We start from the raw sequence: 18,808 nt of genomic DNA, 5'->3' as shown, positions 1-18,808 counted from the left end.
CTTGTTTCACAGAATGTTCCATACGAATCTATACTCCTCGTTTATTCCCCCACAGCAAGGTGTGTAATTGGGGTAGAACTTTTACGTTGTTAAGGTCTGAATCTTGCATGACTTTATCAACGAGGAGCTCATATTTTTTTAGTAGATGCATTATTAGTGCTTGATTGTCAGAGGTGTTGATATCATCATTACCTACCGACAAGAAGAATGGTACATAGGGGTAGCGTTGGTGAATATTTTTGGCATATTCATAATCACGATTATCGAAAATCACAACTTTGAGACTTACATTATGGGAGGATTCCTTCAAATTCTCAATGATCTGGTCTAGTACTGAAAAGTCTGTTACCATTTTCGAACTTGGTGGTTTTGGAGAAATCGTTAGTTCATCAATCTCCAAGAACCAATCCTGCCACTTGCTGCCTTGCGTTTCGAGGCCTATTTTAATCTCATTTTCTTTAAAAATCTTAATCAATGAATCCAAGTTTTTAAGTAGCGCCGGGTTTCCCCCTGAGATCGTAACAAATGAAAAACGATCACCGCCAATTTCCTTTAGCTCCTGCCAAACTTCCTCTGCTTCTATCATCCGAATATCACTTTTTCCAGAACCGTCCCAGGTAAAGGCAGAGTCACACCAGCTGCAGGAATAATCGCATCCGGCCGTTCTGACAAACATCGTTTTTTGGCCAATTACGGCTCCCTCGCCTTGAATCGTTGGTCCGAAAATTTCCATTATGGGTAGTTTAGTCAAGTTCCATCCACTCCCGTCTTGCTTCCGCATAGCTTGTCGGCGTTTCAAAAAGACGCACAAACTCGACTCTTGCACCTTGATACCTTTGCTGTCTTTCTTCCTTTAAAAGAGCCTCAGCCATTTTTTCATAAATCCAGACAACCATGTTTTCCGCGGTAGTATTCATCGGTGGAAGCGTTTCATTTAAATAGCGGTGGTCTAGAAAAATTTCGATCTCATTTTTCCAAATCTCTTTAATATCACCAAAATCAATCATGAGACCACGTTCATCGACAAATCCGCTCAATCCAAAAATCACCTTATACGTATGACCATGAAGATTTTTGCATTTCCCTTCATAGTTATGGAGATGATGCGCCGCATCAAAGGTAAATTCCTTGCTGACGAGGACTCTTTTAGAATGATATTTTAATTGATTTGGCTGGATATCTTCGTTGATTTTTTGGAGTTTATCCACGATTCGAAAACCATACATGTGATTATAACTCCTTTCGTGTGCTTAAATATTGATCTAGTCCGTTTTTTCGTAACTTACATGCCGGGCATTCACCGCAGCCATCTGCGATAATACCGTTATAACAAGTTAAAGTTTTTTCTCTGACAAACTCTAAAGCACCAAGTTCATCTGCCAGCTGCCATGTTTCCGCTTTATCGATCCACATTAAGGGAGTATGAATCACAAATTGTTGATCCATAGACAGGTTTAAGGTAACATTCAATGATTTAATAAACACATCACGGCAATCCGGGTAACCGCTGAAATCTGTCTCACATACACCGGTTACAATATGTTTTGCTCCTACTTGACTCGCTAGCACACCGGCAAAGGACATAAATAAAAGGTTCCGACCTGGAACAAATGTATTCGGCAGTCCCCCATCTTCGCCCTCTTTCACTTCAATATCATCCCTCGTTAATGCGTTGGGAGCCAGCTGGTTTAATAATGACATATCTAAAATATGATGTTTCACACCAAGTTCATTCGCAATATTTTGGGCACATTCAATTTCCAACTTGTGCCGTTGATTATAATTAAACGTTACGGCAATTACTTCTTCAAAACGCTCTAATGCCCAGAATAAACATGTCGTACTATCCTGGCCGCCGCTAAAAACAACAACTGCTTTATCTTTTTTCACGTTAAACTCTCTCCTTTAAATAAAAAAACAGACCCACTAAAGAAAGCAGACCCGTTTTCCTTAGTTTTTTTAAAGAGGGGTGCTAGAACCTCTACCGCAGATATACGGATTTGTATATATTATTAGTCACCAAATTATATTACTATTTTTTACGTTGGCTGTCACTACCCGAAATTTTGAATTCGACAAAAACCGGGCGGTGACAGGCACCACCCAATTTTTCTTGTTCCACAAAATGGTCCACAGGCAATCTAAATATGATGATATGGAAAGCGGACGACGACGGTTGTTCCTTTGTCGATGGAGCTTATAAACTGAATGGTTCCGTTGTATTTTTCGACGATGTTGTAGCAGATCATTAGTCCTAGACCTGTGCCCTTGCTTTTTAGTGAATAAAAGGGGGTGCCGAGTGATTTGATAACTTCTTCTGACATTCCGTTTCCATCATCGGTGATTTGGATTTCGACTTCATTTTTTACTTTTTCGGTCTTTACATGGACAGTATCTCCCACTTTTGAAGCTTCAATTGCATTTTTAATGAGGTTTATCACCAGTTGTTTAAGCTCAATGACATTTACTGCAATCAAACAATCTTCTACCACCTTTAACTCAATATGATTATCGTGCAGGAGACCATATGATTTGAGTAAATCTGTCACGCTTTGAAGAACCACGGCAACATCCACTGTTTCCATCCTTTTATCCTTATCCGGTTTCGCTATCGTTAAAAACTGAGAAATGACGTGTTCTGCCGTATTAATTTCATCAATCATAAGAGAAAAATTCTTTTTAAAACCCTCACTTAGAGATGCATCCTTTTCAAATAATTGCAAAAACCCTTTCACGACCGTAAGTGGATTCCTTATTTCATGCGCAACCGCAGCAGCTAACTGTCCCGTTGTCTTCAAGCGCTCTGTCTGCTGGATTTGTTCATAATACATTTGCTGTTTTTTAATCCGAGCAGAAGCTAAATAAAAAATAAAAAATAACATTACTTGACTGGCAATAAAATTCATCAGATTTCCAAGTAAATCCATTTTAATATAAGTATAAAATGATGTTTGCTTATTTAATGAAAAAAAGCCAAAAAGCAGGAAAATAAGTATACTGTTTAAGACTAACGAAAAATAAAAAAGCTTTGAATCAAAAAACAATATGGAGATTGCCGGAATGAAACATAAAAAGATAAATGTTGACCACGTTTCACTATATAAAAAGAACAGCGTGTAAAAATATGCCGCACATATCAAAATAATGACGATTCGAAAAAGATGTGTTTCATGTTTTGGATATAAAAGTAAACATATGGATAATACTGCAACAAGGCATATATGTAGGATCATCCCCGCCCCAAAGTGATGGTACTGTGGGTTCGCAACGAATAATCCCATGATCATAAGGAAAATGATGATGGAGGTAAATAGATAGTAAAATTTTTGAGTAATTAAATTGTAAAACTGCTTCATGCATACACACCTTTTTTAGTGTAAAAAATTTTCAAAAGCTGTTATTATTCTAACAAAATTCCAGTATTTATAAAACTTCTATTTTTCTTCAAAGCCGACCTAGGCCTTTCTCATGAATATTCCCGAGCTAGAGCTTTTTTAAATATGAAACAAAGCTCCTATGATATCATGGTACTATCTTGTCTGATTTTTAAAATAGATTGAAGGGTTTTATTTGAATATGAATAAAAATTACAAAAGGGTTCGTTTTTCCGTTTCACTAGTAATAGCCATGATCGGTGGCATCTTATTCTCTATTATCCATACACCAATTCCTTGGCTGCTCGGGCCGATGGTTTCTATATTTATTGGTGCTCGATTTGGAAAAACTCAATTGTATTGGCCTAGTGGGGTTCGCAACGCTGGTTTGATTATTGTTGGTTATTCCATCGGTTTATCGTTTACTAAAAGTACGCTTCTTCAGATTTTGAAACAATTGCCCACCATGCTGCTAATGACCGTTTTACTTGTTGCATTTTGCGCCGGCATTGCTTTTGTCGTTTCAAAATTAACTGGTGTTGACTATCCAACGGTTTTGACAGGAAGTATTCCCGGCGGACTGTCACAAATGATTATCTTTGCCGAAGAAGTAAAGGGTATTGACATTACAACGGTCACATTCCTGCAGGTTGCTAGGCTCATGATGATTATCTTCTTTGTGCCGTTTCTAATTTTCGGACCGTTTTTTCGGAGTACATCTGCTAGCTCAACTGGGGCATTGATTCATACTGTCCAAACTGCCAATACATCGATTGTTTGGCTTGCAATCCTTTGTGTCATTTGTGCATTTCTCGCCAAAAAACTTAAGTTCCCTACTCCCTTTTTACTGGGACCAATTTTAGGAACAGCAATTGTCAATATTTCCGGCCTGCATGGTCCTGCACTGCCTGCATCGATTTTGGACCTATCTCAATTTATGATTGGCGGTTACATCGGCTTATTGTTAAAGCCGGAAAAACTTCAGCATAAGGCCAGAGTGATTACCCTCGCATTAATAAGCGGGATGGTAATGATTTTAGGTTCGTTGGGCCTAAGCCTACTGCTCGTTTTTCAGGAACATATTACAGCATCGACTAGCTTTTTAAGCGTAGCTCCTGGCGGGATGGATCAAATGGGAATCCTTGCCCATGAGGTTCAGGCTGATTTATCAATGGTTACTGGATTCCAATTATTTCGGTTGTTTTTTATCTATTTTGCGGTTCCACCGCTTTTACGCCTGTTTTTTAAAATGAGCATGCGAAAAACGGCCCGTACTTCGTAAGATTTGGTGTCATAGAGACTATGGCACCTTTAAAAAACAAGTTTGGTTTACATAATATTATTACGATAAATTACACAGCCTTAAAAATTCTAATGTTTAAAAGATGTTTGCTATAATGATGAAAAATAAGCGTTTTTTTGCGGGGGATTTTATGAAAAAAAGATATAGTAATTTGGATGATGTGCAAAACAAAAAGTCCTTTAACGATATGAGAAAGTGGATGAAGGAAAGGCGAAGCAAAGTAAAGGATCTAACCGTTCAAATCCAGCAATCCCCAACTAAGAAAATAAACGAACTCAAGGAAAATCACAGTAAGACCTCCTTCACTTGGATTGGCCATTCAACATTTTTAATCCAAATGAATGGAGTGAATATCCTAACAGATCCAGTTTGGGCGAAACGGATGGGTTTTCAAAAGCGGTTAACGGAGCCTGGTATCTCTTTAAAAGATATGCCGGATATTGATATCGTCGTCATTTCCCATGGCCATTATGATCATTTGGATTTTCCTACTTTAAGAAAATTAAAGGGCAATCCGCACTATTTCGTTCCCATTGGATTAGGAGAAATTTTTTCCAAAAAGGGCTTTCAACGTGTGAAGGAAATGAGATGGTGGGAAAGTACTGAGTACCAGGGACTGACATTTCATTTTGTTCCAGCCCAGCATTGGACGCGAAGGACTCTTTCCGATATCAATACATCTCATTGGGGCGGCTGGATATTTCAACAGGAACAGGAATCGCATTATTTTGTCGGGGATTCTGGTTACTTTCGAGGATTTAAGGAAATAGGCGGAAAATTTGAGATTGATACGGTACTGATGCCGATTGGCGCTTACGAACCAGAATGGTTTATGGCTGTTTCTCATATCTCACCCGAGGATAGTGTTAAAGCTTTTATGGAGTTAAACGCGAAAAGATTCATTCCGATGCATTACGGAGCGTATCGTTTAGCAGATGACACTGGACCTGAAGCGTTAGAGAGGTTGTTGAAGGAATGGGAAAAAAGAGAGCTACCACAGGAACTGTTACGAGTTTTATTAATTGGGGAAACCATTTTTGATTCTTGAAAAGAGTACAGGGCGACCCTTCGGTGCGCCCTGATTTATTTTAATTTAGTTTACATAACATTAATATGGATTACCTAAACGGAAACCAACTGTCTTCCCTACTAAAACAGTGAAAAAATCATTCCTCCCGTCATACCCGCTAGTACAATCACCCACGGAGGCAATTTCATAATGATGAGGAGACTGAATAAAATGGATCCGAGTGCAAAGTCTTTTGCCGATTGAATCGCACTTGTCCAAATTGGGGTATAAAAGGCAGCAATTAGAATCCCCACTACCGCCCCATTTACAGCTAGCATGGCCCCTTTCAATTTCGGGTTTCGGCGAAGTATATCCCAAAACGGCAGCGTCCCCATTACTAATAAAAATGCTGGCAAAAAGATGGCCCCTGTCGCTAAGAGTGCCCCCTTCCAGCCATTCATGACTGCACCTAAATAGGCAGCGAACGTGAAAAGCGGTCCAGGCACTGCCTGTGCTGCACCGTAACCGGCTAGAAAGCTTTCCTTCGAAATCCAGCCCTGTGGAACAAATTCTTTTTCTAATAAAGGCAGGACCACATGTCCTCCGCCAAAAACCAGCGCTCCTGAACGGTAAAAGCTATCAAAAAGTGCTATTGTATGAGATGCTGTGACATCTCGAAGTATGGGTAAAAGGAATAATAATCCGAAAAAAAATGTTAGGCATACTAAGGCCAGCGTTCGGGAAACGGGCACAGGAATGGCTATGTCCACTTGTTTGTCTGAATGTTTGAAAAATAGGAACCCGATTATTGCGGAAATGATAATAATTCCAACCTGTGTAAAGGTTGCCGGAATAAGCAAGCTAACAATTAAAGCTCCTAAAGCTAATGCTTTTCGCTTAAGGTCTGGTGTAAGTGTCCTCGCCATGCCGATGATTGCTTGAGCGACTACGACAACTGCAACAATTTTCAAGCCATGTACCCATCCAGCTTCATTAACATTTAATCCATTTAGGAGAAAAGCAAAAATTATAAGTACAATAACTGATGGAAGGGTAAAACCGAGAAAAGCGGCAAATCCTCCTAAAATCCCCCCTCTCATCATCCCAATCCCAATCCCTACCTGACTGCTTGCAGGACCGGGGAGGAACTGGCAAAGCGCCACAAGATCAACGTAACTGCGTTCATCCAGCCATTTTCTCTTTCGAACATATTCCTCATGAAAATAACCCAAATGAGCAATCGGACCACCAAACGAAGTCAACCCAAGTTTTAAAGCAACCCCAAAAACCTCTACCAATAACCGTACCGTATTTTTTCTAACTGGACTCATAATTCCCCCCCATAATATTTATCCATCAACCAATATCCATTAATTCATTTTTACATCATTCCCCATTAACATTTCAACCTTTTTAGTTTTTGTGCAACATTCGATTGAAAAACAAGAATTTTCGGGCGGTGCCTGTCACCGCCCGAATATTGTCGAAATCAATAGAATCCACTAACCACTTTACTCATACACATTTTTTGTGTATCTGCATTTACTGTAGAGGGGAAAGGAGGAGGTTGATGATATGACTGATTTAAATTTTCATCAAATTGCCCATGAACTATTAAAGAGAGAGGTTGAGGTTGTTACTCTTCAAGGGAGTTTTAATGGCCGCTTAAAAACTGTAGGTTCTGATGTGGTAATCTTGCATAGCAGGGGTAGAGGGGTTCCGACGGATTTGACCATTCGAATTGAGGCAATTGTTGCCATTTATCGAGTGGAAATGATTCCACGGGGTCCATTTGGCTTTAATCCAATGGAAGCGCAATTGGAACACGATGATGAACATGAACACCATCATGAGAGTAATTAACGTTTAAAATTACCTATCTAAATAGACAGAAAAAAGAGCTTGGAATGACTTTGAAGCTCTTTTTTCTTTTGCCCTATCCCCCTTCCATTACCCCGATTAATCCCGACAATCCCTTTATCAACCTCAGTTTTGTGCTAAATAATCGACGACTTTGCATTAGGGTATTTCCCCCATCCCTCGAAGAAATTTGGGAATCCTCAATTTAGTGTCCATCCCACACGAACATTTTCACTGTTTTGTCCACCGATGGTGCCTGTCACCATTTTGGGTTAGAATAGGTTTATCTTTAAAAGTTGGAGTGTATGATTATGGATAAGAAAATTGCTATTATCACGGATATACACGGGAACCAGTCTGCTTTAAAGGCGGTGCTGGATGATATTGACTGCGATCCTCAAATTGAGCATATTTACTGTTTAGGGGATTTAGTTGGTATTGGTTATGAAACCAATGAGGTTCTGGAGCTGCTTGTCTCAAGAAGCGATATTTCCTTTGTCAAGGGGAATCACGATGAAGCCATACTCGATATCATCGCAGGAAGAGAAGTTTATAGCAGAGGGGCTGAAAAAAAGCATCATCAATGGCTGGCAACACGACTAGATCCAAAATATATCTCTTTCCTAAAAGAAATTCCAACCACTCTAAAAGCCAATTACCATGAAAAAGAAATGCTTTTTGTTCACTATCATCTACAAGAACAAAAGAAATTTTTATCGGTTGATAAGGAACCCACCGATAAAAAACTGGATGAATTTTATCAAAACTCGACAGCAGCTATCGTTTGTTTTGGACACCATCATGTCATCCATCATTTTAAGACAAAGAATCGACTCTATCTAAATCCTGGTGCGCTAGGCTGCAATCATAAGCCATATGCCCCCTACGCGATTCTTACAATAGCGGAAAGTGGTGCAACAAACGTTTGTTTTAAAGAAGTTCCGTATGATAATGAAGAATTTTTACTTGGCTACAAAAGACTAAATATCCCCGACGCTGATTACATTTTAAAAGTCTTTCATGGGAACCAGCATTTGAAAAATTTATAACAAGGAGGGTCTTTCCTCCTCTTTTTTACTTGAAATATTATTGAAGAATAACGTATAACGTTCTATAATTGTTTCTTAATGAACGAGTTTCTAATAAATAAGATAGATAAGGGGATAAAAGTGAAACAGTCCAACTCTAGATCCATCGTTTTTCCATTAGTATTTTCCATTGTCGCCATTTCGTTTTCCGCTATTTTCGTAAAATGGTCCCATGCACCCGCAACGATTTTAAGCATGTATCGGATGGGTCTTGCTTGTTTGTTGCTTGCACCGTTTGCTTGGCGGAAGCGGGGCGACTTTGGCAAAATAGCAAGAACAGAATGGTATTTTCTAATTTTTTCAGGTTTATTTTTAGCCCTGCATTATGCGCTTTGGTTTGGGTCCTTAAAGTTGACTACCGTCGCCAGTTCGACGATTATCCTTGCATTACAACCGATTATTGCATTAATTGGCGGCTTTTTTCTTTTTAAAGAAAGAACCACCCTCTCAAGAATATTAATGATGGGAATCGCCGTAATTGGAGCCATCATGGTGGGCTGGGGAGACTTCGCCTTAAGTCAAAAAGCGATAACCGGTGACTTCCTCTCATTTCTAAGTGTAATTGCGGTTGTTATGTACCTTTTAATCGGACAAAGAGTCGTTAAAAAGGTCTCCCACTGGATTTATAGCTTTTCAGTTTTTGGGATCGCCGCGATTTTTTTAGCATTTTACAACCTTGTATCGGGAATCCCGCTTGGCGGCTACGGTGCACGTGAATGGGGAATCTTTGTTTTACTAGCTGTTATACCAAATCTAGCTAATGTAATTTTCAACTGGCTATTAAACTATGTCAATGCAACCACCATTTCAATGAGCATCTTAGGAGAGCCTGTCGGAGCCACTGCCTTATCCATGTTATTTTTAGGAGAAACTCTTGCTGGCTGGCAGATTTTTGGCGGGGCTCTTGTTCTGTTCGGTGTGTTTTGTTTCTTGATTCAACAGCAAAGACAGAGACCAATCGAACAGAAGGAAGCTGCATAGTAAAAAGCGGTGAACCAATTTCACCGCTTTTTTGTTTTATACTAACTTTTCACGAACCGGGACACTCGCAAATTTGTGCCTTTGGATATAAATCAAACGAAGTGATAACGCAATTCCCGCCGAAAGAAGCCCTACTGTTAAGCCAATCCAATAACCAGCCGCTCCCATCCCAGTAAAATTCGCCAATCCATACCCGACCGGAAGACAAATGAGCCAGTAAGCAATTAAGGTCATAATAAATGCAAGATTCACATCTTTGTAGCCTCTTAGCGCTGCCTGTGCCGTTGCCTGTATGGCATCACTCATTTGGAAAAATAAGGCATAAACAAGAAAATGAGCGGTTAAATTAATGACAGCCCGTTCATTCGAATAAAATCCAGCAACATCATAGCGGAAAGTTACAACCAATAGCCCTGTAACCAGTGCCATTAAGACAGCTAAAAAAACTCCTAACCAACTGTAGTCCTTCGCATCTTTATTGCGGCCCGAGCCAACCTCGAAACCTACTAATACGGTTTGCGCCATAGAAATACTGATTGGAATCATATAAAGGAACGAGACAATGTTTAACGCAGATTGGTAGGCAGCGATCGTAGTAACGCTGAACTTACTTAACAGAATCGTTACGACCGCAAACATACTCGTCTCAAAAAAGGTAGACAGCCCCATCGGAACGCCGATTTTTAAAATCTCCCTGCATTCAGACCAAGAGAATTCTTTTAAATGGTTAAACACTTGATAAGTTGAAAATGGCTCCTGCATTTTAACAATAAACACCGTCATTGCAGCAATAAACCAATACGTAATCGAGGTTGCATAACCGGCCCCACCTCCCCCAAGCTCTGGGAATCCCCAATACCCAAAAATCAGCACATAATTTAAAAAGAAATTGACAGGTAGAGATATTAGTAGAATCACCATTACAACACGTGTTTTCCCTAATGCATAAATAAACGACCGTAATACATTAAAAAGAAAAAGAGGAATAATTCCATAACTTAATCCCACCAAATACTCAAAGGCGGGTTTCCGAACACTCTGCTGCAAATTCATTTGATCGAGAATGATATCTAAAAAAATGGAACCAAGAATTAGGACTAGCACACCTATTATTAGGGATAGATAAATACCGTGTTTCACACTCGAGGCTACCTCTTTATTTTTCCTTTCACCATATCTTTGAGCTGCAATCGGCGAGACAGCAAGCAGGATACTGCTTAACCCTGTAAAAATTGGATTCCATATCGAGGAACCAATGGCTACCCCGGCAAGATCGGACGGACTATATTTTCCAGACATAATCGTATTAAAGAACACCATGGAAAACATTCCAAGCTGAGTAATTAAGATTGGAACCAATAGAATAATAATTTGCTTTGTTTTTTCCGTTAAAGTAAAAGTTTGCTTCATGATTGTACCCCTAACTAAGTGCTCTTGCCTAAAACTAGGTAATGCATGATTATTTTATCGTTTGTTGGTGGAAAAAGAAGTAAAAAAATCGCCCTGATCGTAAAGGACGATTTTTAACCCATTATTTATTTAAAAATTCTCCAATCGCTTCATAGGTGTCTGAGATGTCTTCCTTCGAATCGATTAGGCTGAAGAGATTAAAAAAGCCATGGACAAGTCCTTTTTCCCTTCGGACCATTGCCGATACCCCAGTTTCTCGGAGCTTTGCCCCGTACATCTCCCCTTCATCCCTAAGCGGATCAAACTCGGCGGTAATAATGAACGCAGGCGGCAAACCGCTCAGATCCGGGGCTGTAATCGGTGCAGCATGGTAATCCTCCGCGTATTCCTCTGATTGAACATAAAGCTTGCTGAATAAGGCCATTGCATCGGTGGTTAAAAAATAACCGCTGCCGTTTTCTATGTAGGAGGCGTATTTTTCAGGCTGGTAATGGTCGACGACAGGATAAAGCAACACTTGTTTTGTAATTTCTAGACCATCTTGTTCTTTTGCCATCAGGGCAACGACCGTTGCTAAATTTCCTCCAGCACTGTCGCCTGCTACTGATAGTTTAGTGGGGTCGCCATTCAATTCGACAGCGTTTTGATATACCCATTTGGCTGCAGTGAAGCAATCATTTGGTGCGGCCGGGAATGGGTTTTCCGGAGCTAAGCGGTAATCAACCGAAACAAGAAGATGCTGCGATGTTTTCACAATGCTGCGGCAAACGGCATCATGACTTTCCAAGCCACCGTACACAAAGCCTCCACCATGGAAATAAACAACAATCGGAAATGGTCCATCTCCTTCCGGTGTGTAAATTCGAATCGGAATGTCATTTTCGGGCCCAGGTATGGTGCGGTCGTAGACATCATGAACCTCTTCAACACTTCCAGGCGGAACTGTACTGACGCGGGCACGGATATCTTCAAGTGTCGGCGTATATCCCTCAGGGTATTTTGGTAATAAGTTTTCGATAAAATACTTCATTTTCGGATTCAAAACCATTCCTACCAACCTCCCATTTCAAAATAAAAACCACTATAAAAATATATTCGTGCTGTCCTGTGCGTAAACCTTTTCTGAAATAGATTTTTGATGAAATCATCTCCCCCTTTTGTGTGTTTTCAAAAAGCTAACGGAGAGCATTCTGATTTGGATCACTTTTTGTAAAGAATTTTTAAAAATGAATGTTTATTTGCGAATTTATTCTGATAAAAATAGTGCCGCTGCAAGGCTTTATTTTTTTATAAAAAAAGCGCCCTGCCGGCGCTTTTTACATCCCTTTTGCAATCTCAATTAATTCCTTCAAATCATTAGTGAAGCCTTTAACTGCCCGATTTCCAACGACAGTTACTGGAACACCAAGAAAGCCATATTTCTCCACTTCTTCTTGGAATTTTGCATTGGTTGAGATATCCCTAGTTTCAAAAGGAATTCCTTCTTGAGTCAGAACCTGTTTAACCATAGTGCATTCAATACAATCATTGGTTGTATAGACGATGACTTGTTTGTTCATTTAACTTTTCTCCCCTTTTTTAAGATTATATCAGTTTTTAAATAATAGATATAAATACACCAGCCATTGTCCACCCCACACGTACAAAATCACCTATTTGTCCACGAACGGTGCCTGTCACCTTATCTTTTGTCCTCTTATGACAATCGCATATTTTGTCGGAATCAGGTAAAATCCAACACCAATCAATGTGGAGTTTAATATCATGGATTTAGGAGGCAAGCTGTTACGAGGAAAATTAAACAAAAATTTATTCTTAATGATATTTTACCTAGAACAACTTGTCTGATAATTTAATAGTTTATATTAATCAACTTCTTGGAGGTGACGAATTTGCCACCAAAGCCACCAAAACGTGGTCCGAAACATCGAAACCGCAAGCATCCAAAACCTCTTCCACCTAATAAATTAGGAGGTATGCAAGGTCCTGGCGGTTTAACTGGTGTTACAGGACTAACTGGATTAACTGGTCTAACTGGACTAACTGGATTAACTGGTCTAACTGGATTAACTGGACTAACTGGGTTAACTGGTCTAACTGGGTTAACTGGACTTACTGGGCTTACTGGGTTAACTGGTATTACAGGTATGACTGGGCTTACAGGAATTACTGGTACAACAGGCACTACTGGTACTACTGGCACTACTGGAGGGACAGCACCAGCTGATGCGAACGGATCAGTGGATTCCATTCAATGGGTAAGGTCCTTATATAACAAGTATATTGATCCAGAAAACTAGGATGAATCTGCCTGCATTCTTTTTACAAGATGCAGGTAGATTTTTGGAGGTGACCATATGGTTTCTATAAGCTTATGTATGATTGTCAAAAATGAAGAAAAAACACTTAGCCGCTGTTTGAATTCTGTTAAAAATATTGTCGATGAGATTATACTTGTCGATACAGGTTCAAATGACCAGACGATAGAGATTGCCAAAAAGTTTGGGGCAAAAATCTATCATTTTCAGTGGATTGATGATTTTTCTGCAGCACGCAATCATGCTTTTTCTCACGCTCACATGGATTATATTTTTACCCTTGATGCCGACGATGTTCTAAGTAAGGCAGACTCAGAAAAACTCGAGCAATTAAAAAAATCCATATCACCCACCATTGATGCTGTTACCATGAAATGTCTTGCCGGCTTTGACGAATCAGGCAATGTTCTTGTGAGTCTAAGGCAGGTCAGGATGGTGAAAAGGGAAAACCAATTTAAATGGCAGGGTGCTGTTCATGAATATCTTGAAGTCCACGGAAATATGCTTCACAGCGAGATCGCTATCACGCATAAAAGGGAACATAGCAACAGTGATCGAAACCTGAGAATTTACGAACAGCGGCAAAAAAATGGTGCACTCTTTTCTCCAAGAGACTTGTACTATTTTGCGAATGAACTCTATGATCATCAACAGTACGAAAGAGCCATTCAAAATTATCAAAAATTTTTACAATCGGGAAAATGCTGGATTGAGGATGTTATTCAAGCACATGGCCGGATTGCTGAATGCTATGCCGCATTAGGGAAAATGGACAACGCCATTCATAGTGCTTTATACGAATTAAAATTTGGCCCCCCACGGGCCGAATCCTGCTGTCGGTTAGGATTTTTCTTTTTACAACTCAGTCGCCCTGAAATAGCAGTCCATTGGTTTCAATTCGCTACTCAATTACCAGCCATAGATACGGGCGGAATTACCAATCATGCCTGCTCTTCCTGGATTCCCCATCTTCAACTTAGCGTTTGCTATTCCCACTTAGGAGATTATCAAAAGGCTTTAGAGCATATTGAAATGGCAAAAACTTTCAATCCGGAGCACGATTTAATTTTAAAAAATGAAACCATTTTGAAAAATTTTATAAAAAAATAAACTATTTTATTTTTAAACAATGCGAAGTACACGTTGAAATCAGTGTACTTTTTATATAAATTACCCTTCAAACCCTCCTTCCATCCCGTCTTGTTAAGATACCGAATGCCCTCATAAATTTTTTTTAATGGAATAAAAAAAACCTTTATTCAAAAAATAAGATGAAAGGTGGGATTCTTTTGATATATATTTTAGCGATTATAGCAATAATCATGGTTGTTGGGTTAATTTATACCTTTAAAAGGGGTAAAGCTTTCAGCGCTAGTAATAGTGAATTTGATGAAGAAATACACGAAAATATTCAAAGACATCCTATATTGCTTAATCCTGTTTTTTTAACCTACATCATCGCAATTACAGTAATTCTTGTGTATATCATTTATCTTGCTTTTTCCTAATTGGAAAATTCAGGAGAGTTAAAAGGAAAAATGGCTGGAGGTGACACTCTTAGCCATTTTTTTGTAAAAGGATATTTAATACTTTTAGGGAGAACCAAGTTCTAAATGAAAAACCTCTCTAAAATATTCTGGTATGGTCAAAAATTCGTAATTTTGTTTTTTGAGATATTCGATGATTTTCGGCAGTGCTTCGACTGTCTTTTCTCTTCGACCACCCCCATCGTGCATCAGTATAATATGATCCCGCTGAATTTGCCTTGATACACGCTCCTCAATTGGCTCCTTTATGGAAAGATTCCAATCCAATGTATCTAAATCCCAAAGAACGGGAATTAGTCCTAATTCCAAGACGGTTCCTTCATTCTCTTCAGTGATCTCGCCATAAGGAGGCCGGAAGATTTGTACTTCCTGCTTCGTGATTTTTTTAATTACTTGATTTGTGCTTTCAATTTCTTTGGTTAACTTCTCATGGCTTAGTTTCGTAATATTCGGGTGGTTCCAAGTATGGTTACCCAGGACATTTCCATTCGAGATCAATTGTTTTAGGATTTTCTGCTGACCTTGTGTAACATTCTTTCCAATAATAAAAAAGGTTGCTTTTACTCCGTAATATTTTAGGATTCGTAGTATATGAGGAGTGTATTCCGATGGCCCATCATCAAATGTTAATGCGACATATCGTTTTTTATTTGTTTGTTCGATTATATTTCCCTCCTCTTTTTAGAGTTGATGAAAATGGAAGGTTGAACCGCATCGTTTCCACCTTCGTCATGATTACTATATGTTAACTGTTAGAATTTGTTTGGTGGATTTCACCCATTCCTTAAAACTTTCCACTAATGCCGTCCCCTGTTTGTCCAAGATACATATAATGATAGAAAAATAAGGCGGTGTAACGGACTTGAGAATTCTATTTATAGATAGTAATGAATTATTAATGTATGGGTTGGCAAATGGTTTTAAAGAAGCGGGGCATAAAGTATTGGTTTCTGGAAAAATAAGTGAGAATACCATTCCTAAATTAATCTCACGCTTTAAACCGGATCTTATTTTTTCTGAAGGATGGGGAGAGGAAAATGATAATGTTTGGAAGCAGGATTTGATCGCGAAACAAATAAAGGCTTCCGGTATCCCCCATATTTACTGGGCGGTGGAGGATCCCCATTTTACACTGGATTTTTCCTTACCTCTTATTTTACGAATGAAACCGGACTTTGTGTTTACACTAAGTGAGCCACTAGTAAACTTTTATAGAAAACTAGGAATTCGCGCTGGGCATTTAGATTTTGGCTACGAACCTAGCATCCATTATCCTAATTCCAAATATGATACTAAATATTCGATTGCTGTTGTCGCAAATGCTTACCCTGAAGTATTGAAACAATCCCCTCAACACTTTCGAAACCAATCACTTACAACCCTCATCAAACCGTTATTGGAAGAAAATATTCGGATTGACTTCTGGGGGAAGGATTGGGATAAAATGGGTGATATTCTTGGGGTAAGTATTCCAAAGGATTGGATTCATGGATATTTACCATATAAGGACGCTTATAAGGTGTATAATTCTGCCCAAATTATTATTGGGCCACAAAACTATAAATCACAGGTAACGCAAAGAACTTATGAAATTTTGGCATCCGGAGGATTTTTTCTCACCTCGGATACCGATGGTGTCAGAGAATTATTTACCCCGGGAGAAGACCTGATTGTATCTTCAAGTCCAGAACAAACACTTGAATTAGTCCGACACTATTTAAAACACCCGGAAGAATGTAAGGCCATCAGCGAAAACGCCCTTAAAACTGTCTCCCCACACTCTTATAAGAACCGCGCTAAACAAGCCATCAAAACTCTCAAAAATGAGTACATTATAAAATGAGGATGACAATGAAGGCGTCATTTACGGTGACCATTTTCGGTGACAGACACCACCCGTGGATAAATCATCAATTTTGTCCACTCCATAAGGACAAAAATATTCATAGAGGCAGGTCCTAGAAAATGTCCACATCAGGTGGACATTTTTCGCGATTTGTCTTTCTTGGGTGACAGGCACCTTGTTAATTCATTCACATATATGCACGAATCCCAATTTAGTTTCATATGTTTTAGGAAGGGATTGATGTGTGAGGAGGTGGTTGTTTTATGATAATGATAAATGGGCAGATTGTTAAGTCTGAGGCACTTAACAAGTTGATTACGGATAAGGAACAAAAGAACATTGTGAAACAAATGGCTGCACTAGGGGTGACCTACGAGTATCAATCAATGGATGAATTGAAATTTGAGCTGCAGTTTAGAGAAAATACCATGAAAGCAGCGACACAGCTTAATAAAAGTGGCGTAAAGTTTACCACTTTCACCTATGCTTTTCCAAATAAAAAGTATTGGCAGCGATTGCCAAACGGAGGGTTCTTGTTAAGGGGCGGCACAGCCCCTTCCACTGCAATCCTTGATATTTTAAAAAATGGGAAACTTTATGCATTTGAGTGCTCAACTGCGATCGCAATCGTACTCTATATTGCCACCCTCTATACGATTGGACCGGAGTTATTTAATCTTTATTTTAAAAGGTTATATTTATTCGATTGGCAATTTGATGAAGACCTCCCCGTCTTTCCAAAGGACGGAGATGACTTTATCCCTGGTGATGTTCTCCACTTCAATAATCCGGATTTCGATCCAAAGCAGCCCCACTGGCGTGCTGAAAACGTGATTTATTTTGGTGATGACAAGTATTATGGCCATGGTGTCGGAATTCGAAATGCCAGCACAATTATTAAATTTTTAAACACAAAAAGAAAGCCGGATCCTGAGGAATCCGCTTATCTTATGAGACAGATTACACGGCCTGTTTATCGGTCACTATTTTTATTAACATTACAAAATTAATCTCATAACACAGGAATGGCCAGCTTTAGGTGGCCATTCCCTACTTATTTTTCACCAACTCCCTGGCTACTGACTATTTTTAATAAATGGACAACCTATTTTTCTAAAATTGTGACGTTCGTCCATGCTTGTCCATCATTTTAGCAGAGTATATTTTCGTAAGGGCCGCTTACAATACCTTCATTTCGAGAAAGGGGGAATCATTAATGACATCACCACTTTCCAATCTTCTTGTTTGCTTAGGAGTACTACTTGTAATCATTTTATTAGCTCTTGCACTATTCGTCGGTGGAATTTTAGGAGTTGACACAAGTTCATTTGCAGGTGCATTTAATGCAATTGCTGCACAATGCTAATCGAATTCTCACCGGTTACTCACGATAGTTTTAAGGTATATGCATGAGAACTTAGAAGATTACTTTAAATAATCTTCTAAGTTCCTTTTAATGTTAGAAATAAGAGGATTCCAAGTACTTTATTTTCTTTTAATTGATAAATACTTTCAGGATTCACTTCAAACCTTGTAAGTACTATTTAGAAAAGGGTGACAAAATAATGAGTGAAAATCAAAACAAAAAAAACAAATCTATATTGGGAGACAATCTTGATCTAGGGGGCTTATTTAATAATACTTTACAACCGAACAGTAACAATGATGCCTTAATAAATTTGGCTGGGAGCTTAATGCAAAATCCAAATACAATGAATTCGCTAATGAAGGTAGCTAGCAGTTTGTTTACAAATGATGCAGTTGCTAATTCAGTCAATGATACGAGTAAATCGAAGCAAGATGATTCAGCTTCAAGCCTAGATAAAACCGAACTTAGTGTAATCACTTCACAACTTGAAAAACTTTCCAATGAATTAGCAGAATTAAAAGCCCAATTAATTGAGTATAAAGAAGACAATAAAATGTTAATTGAATACATCCTACAGTCGGATAAGATTTCAAAAAAGAAATGATTTCATAACTAAACCTTGAGAAATCAAGGTTTTTCCTTTTAAGAAAGGCTCAGCATGAAGCTGCCACTTAAATCGTAGTATAAATCATTTATTATTTTC

Annotated in this window: 21 protein-coding genes and 1 riboswitch; of the genes, 12 read left to right on the top strand and 9 right to left on the bottom strand. The window is 38.9% G+C overall.

The genetic code is table 11. The features are described 5' to 3' along the window. Positions 1-28 precede the first annotated feature (28 nt). The 4 genes from queE to RCG21_RS14350 form a co-directional block, all read right to left on the bottom strand. Entirely contained in the window at positions 29-781 is a 753-nt protein-coding gene (queE, locus tag RCG21_RS14365) for a 7-carboxy-7-deazaguanine synthase QueE (protein ID WP_372512661.1), read from the bottom strand. Beyond that, the gene (gene queD, locus RCG21_RS14360) at positions 744-1,226 is read right to left on the bottom strand and encodes a 6-carboxytetrahydropterin synthase QueD (RefSeq protein ID WP_308913294.1); all 483 of its coding nucleotides are present in this window, start codon (positions 1,224-1,226) and stop codon (positions 744-746) included. The genes queE and queD overlap by 38 nt, the downstream gene beginning before the upstream one ends. A 4-nt stretch (positions 1,227-1,230) precedes the next feature. Further along, on the bottom strand, positions 1,231-1,890 hold the full coding sequence (gene queC, locus RCG21_RS14355) for a 7-cyano-7-deazaguanine synthase QueC (protein WP_133333399.1): 660 nt from the start codon (positions 1,888-1,890) through the stop codon (positions 1,231-1,233). A gap of 54 nt (positions 1,891-1,944) precedes the next feature. After that, positions 1,945-1,988, bottom strand: a riboswitch (PreQ1 riboswitch). 153 nt (positions 1,989-2,141) lie between these two features. After that, on the bottom strand, positions 2,142-3,356 hold the full coding sequence (locus tag RCG21_RS14350) for an ATP-binding protein (protein ID WP_308913293.1): 1,215 nt from the start codon (positions 3,354-3,356) through the stop codon (positions 2,142-2,144). A gap of 220 nt (positions 3,357-3,576) precedes the next feature. On the opposite strand from RCG21_RS14350, the gene RCG21_RS14345 reads away from it, so the two are divergent. Together RCG21_RS14345 and RCG21_RS14340 are read left to right on the top strand one after the other, a co-directional pair. Then, positions 3,577-4,656, top strand: coding sequence for an AbrB family transcriptional regulator (locus RCG21_RS14345; RefSeq protein WP_133333757.1), 1,080 nt, complete (start codon positions 3,577-3,579; stop codon positions 4,654-4,656). Positions 4,657-4,807: 151 nt separating this feature from the next. After that, positions 4,808-5,725, top strand: coding sequence for an MBL fold metallo-hydrolase (locus tag RCG21_RS14340; RefSeq protein WP_133333401.1), 918 nt, complete (start codon positions 4,808-4,810; stop codon positions 5,723-5,725). A gap of 101 nt (positions 5,726-5,826) precedes the next feature. Here RCG21_RS14340 and chrA read toward each other — a convergent pair whose 3' ends face one another. After that, a complete protein-coding gene (gene chrA, locus RCG21_RS14335; protein ID WP_133333402.1) occupies positions 5,827-7,017 on the bottom strand; it encodes a chromate efflux transporter in 1,191 nt (396 codons plus the stop codon). 244 nt (positions 7,018-7,261) lie between these two features. On the opposite strand from chrA, the gene RCG21_RS14330 reads away from it, so the two are divergent. The 3 genes from RCG21_RS14330 (at position 7,262) to RCG21_RS14320 (ending at position 9,615) form a co-directional block, all read left to right on the top strand. Continuing rightward, positions 7,262-7,549: a DUF2642 domain-containing protein gene (locus RCG21_RS14330; protein ID WP_133333403.1), complete on the top strand. Its 288-nt coding sequence runs from the start codon at positions 7,262-7,264 to the stop codon at positions 7,547-7,549. Positions 7,550-7,857: 308 nt separating this feature from the next. Further along, positions 7,858-8,595 carry a metallophosphoesterase family protein gene (locus RCG21_RS14325; protein ID WP_308913292.1) on the top strand — a complete coding sequence of 246 codons (738 nt, stop codon included), beginning with the start codon at positions 7,858-7,860 and terminating at the stop codon, positions 8,593-8,595. Positions 8,596-8,715: 120 nt separating this feature from the next. Then, complete coding sequence (locus tag RCG21_RS14320; protein WP_372512659.1) at positions 8,716-9,615, top strand: DMT family transporter; 900 nt, start codon at positions 8,716-8,718, stop codon at positions 9,613-9,615. A 36-nt stretch (positions 9,616-9,651) separates the two neighbouring features. Here the strand turns inward: RCG21_RS14320 and RCG21_RS14315 are convergent, their stop codons facing one another. The 3 genes from RCG21_RS14315 to RCG21_RS14305 form a co-directional block, all read right to left on the bottom strand. Further along, on the bottom strand, positions 9,652-11,025 hold the full coding sequence (locus RCG21_RS14315; RefSeq protein ID WP_133333405.1) for an MATE family efflux transporter: 1,374 nt from the start codon (positions 11,023-11,025) through the stop codon (positions 9,652-9,654). Positions 11,026-11,146: 121 nt separating this feature from the next. Beyond that, on the bottom strand, positions 11,147-12,073 hold the full coding sequence (gene lipP1, locus RCG21_RS14310; protein WP_133333406.1) for a LipP1 family hormone-sensitive lipase: 927 nt from the start codon (positions 12,071-12,073) through the stop codon (positions 11,147-11,149). A 268-nt stretch (positions 12,074-12,341) separates the two neighbouring features. Further along, positions 12,342-12,584 carry a glutaredoxin family protein gene (locus RCG21_RS14305; protein WP_133333407.1) on the bottom strand — a complete coding sequence of 81 codons (243 nt, stop codon included), beginning with the start codon at positions 12,582-12,584 and terminating at the stop codon, positions 12,342-12,344. Positions 12,585-12,917: 333 nt separating this feature from the next. On the opposite strand from RCG21_RS14305, the gene RCG21_RS14300 reads away from it, so the two are divergent. The 3 genes from RCG21_RS14300 to RCG21_RS14290 all read left to right on the top strand — a co-directional run bounded on the left by RCG21_RS14300 (position 12,918) and on the right by RCG21_RS14290 (position 14,851). Beyond that, on the top strand, positions 12,918-13,325 hold the full coding sequence (locus RCG21_RS14300) for a hypothetical protein (protein WP_208025324.1): 408 nt from the start codon (positions 12,918-12,920) through the stop codon (positions 13,323-13,325). Between the two features lie 57 nt (positions 13,326-13,382). Continuing rightward, on the top strand, positions 13,383-14,453 hold the full coding sequence (locus RCG21_RS14295) for a glycosyltransferase (RefSeq protein ID WP_133333408.1): 1,071 nt from the start codon (positions 13,383-13,385) through the stop codon (positions 14,451-14,453). A gap of 179 nt (positions 14,454-14,632) precedes the next feature. Next, on the top strand, positions 14,633-14,851 hold the full coding sequence (locus RCG21_RS14290; RefSeq protein ID WP_133333409.1) for a hypothetical protein: 219 nt from the start codon (positions 14,633-14,635) through the stop codon (positions 14,849-14,851). Positions 14,852-14,935: 84 nt separating this feature from the next. On the opposite strand, the gene RCG21_RS14285 is transcribed toward RCG21_RS14290, so the two are convergent. After that, the gene (locus tag RCG21_RS14285; RefSeq protein WP_235824752.1) at positions 14,936-15,553 is read right to left on the bottom strand and encodes a polysaccharide deacetylase family protein; all 618 of its coding nucleotides are present in this window, start codon (positions 15,551-15,553) and stop codon (positions 14,936-14,938) included. A gap of 199 nt (positions 15,554-15,752) precedes the next feature. On the opposite strand from RCG21_RS14285, the gene RCG21_RS14280 reads away from it, so the two are divergent. The 4 genes from RCG21_RS14280 to RCG21_RS14265 all read left to right on the top strand — a co-directional run bounded on the left by RCG21_RS14280 (position 15,753) and on the right by RCG21_RS14265 (position 18,709). Then, positions 15,753-16,733, top strand: coding sequence for a CgeB family protein (locus RCG21_RS14280; protein WP_133333411.1), 981 nt, complete (start codon positions 15,753-15,755; stop codon positions 16,731-16,733). Between the two features lie 266 nt (positions 16,734-16,999). Then, the gene (gene tgl, locus RCG21_RS14275) at positions 17,000-17,746 is read left to right on the top strand and encodes a spore coat transglutaminase TGL (protein WP_133333412.1); all 747 of its coding nucleotides are present in this window, start codon (positions 17,000-17,002) and stop codon (positions 17,744-17,746) included. A 206-nt stretch (positions 17,747-17,952) separates the two neighbouring features. Further along, positions 17,953-18,102, top strand: a complete 150-nt coding sequence (locus tag RCG21_RS14270) for a hypothetical protein (protein WP_155925660.1) — start codon at positions 17,953-17,955, stop codon at positions 18,100-18,102. A 199-nt stretch (positions 18,103-18,301) separates the two neighbouring features. Continuing rightward, entirely contained in the window at positions 18,302-18,709 is a 408-nt protein-coding gene (locus tag RCG21_RS14265; RefSeq protein WP_133333413.1) for a hypothetical protein, read from the top strand. Positions 18,710-18,808 lie beyond the last annotated feature (99 nt).

The organism is Bacillus salipaludis (assembly GCF_030938565.1).
Classification (GTDB): Bacteria; Bacillota; Bacilli; order Bacillales; family Cytobacillaceae; genus Neobacillus; species Neobacillus salipaludis_A.
The sequence above is the reverse complement of the archived record's forward strand: the minus strand, read 5'-3'. Positions and strand labels throughout refer to the sequence as shown.

Coding starts and splice junctions, on each gene's coding strand:
- queE (WP_372512661.1), bottom strand. CDS start 781: ATGCGGAAGCAAGACGGGAGTGGATGGAACTTGACTAAACTACCCATA.
- queD (WP_308913294.1), bottom strand. CDS start 1,226: ATGTATGGTTTTCGAATCGTGGATAAACTCCAAAAAATCAACGAAGAT.
- RCG21_RS14350 (WP_308913293.1), bottom strand. CDS start 3,356: ATGAAGCAGTTTTACAATTTAATTACTCAAAAATTTTACTATCTATTT.
- RCG21_RS14345 (WP_133333757.1), top strand. CDS start 3,577: ATGAATAAAAATTACAAAAGGGTTCGTTTTTCCGTTTCACTAGTAATA.
- RCG21_RS14340 (WP_133333401.1), top strand. CDS start 4,808: ATGAAAAAAAGATATAGTAATTTGGATGATGTGCAAAACAAAAAGTCC.
- chrA (WP_133333402.1), bottom strand. CDS start 7,017: ATGAGTCCAGTTAGAAAAAATACGGTACGGTTATTGGTAGAGGTTTTT.
- RCG21_RS14330 (WP_133333403.1), top strand. CDS start 7,262: ATGACTGATTTAAATTTTCATCAAATTGCCCATGAACTATTAAAGAGA.
- RCG21_RS14325 (WP_308913292.1), top strand. CDS start 7,858: ATGGATAAGAAAATTGCTATTATCACGGATATACACGGGAACCAGTCT.
- RCG21_RS14315 (WP_133333405.1), bottom strand. CDS start 11,025: ATGAAGCAAACTTTTACTTTAACGGAAAAAACAAAGCAAATTATTATT.
- lipP1 (WP_133333406.1), bottom strand. CDS start 12,073: ATGGTTTTGAATCCGAAAATGAAGTATTTTATCGAAAACTTATTACCA.
- RCG21_RS14305 (WP_133333407.1), bottom strand. CDS start 12,584: ATGAACAAACAAGTCATCGTCTATACAACCAATGATTGTATTGAATGC.
- RCG21_RS14295 (WP_133333408.1), top strand. CDS start 13,383: ATGGTTTCTATAAGCTTATGTATGATTGTCAAAAATGAAGAAAAAACA.
- tgl (WP_133333412.1), top strand. CDS start 17,000: ATGATAATGATAAATGGGCAGATTGTTAAGTCTGAGGCACTTAACAAG.
- RCG21_RS14270 (WP_155925660.1), top strand. CDS start 17,953: ATGACATCACCACTTTCCAATCTTCTTGTTTGCTTAGGAGTACTACTT.
- RCG21_RS14265 (WP_133333413.1), top strand. CDS start 18,302: ATGAGTGAAAATCAAAACAAAAAAAACAAATCTATATTGGGAGACAAT.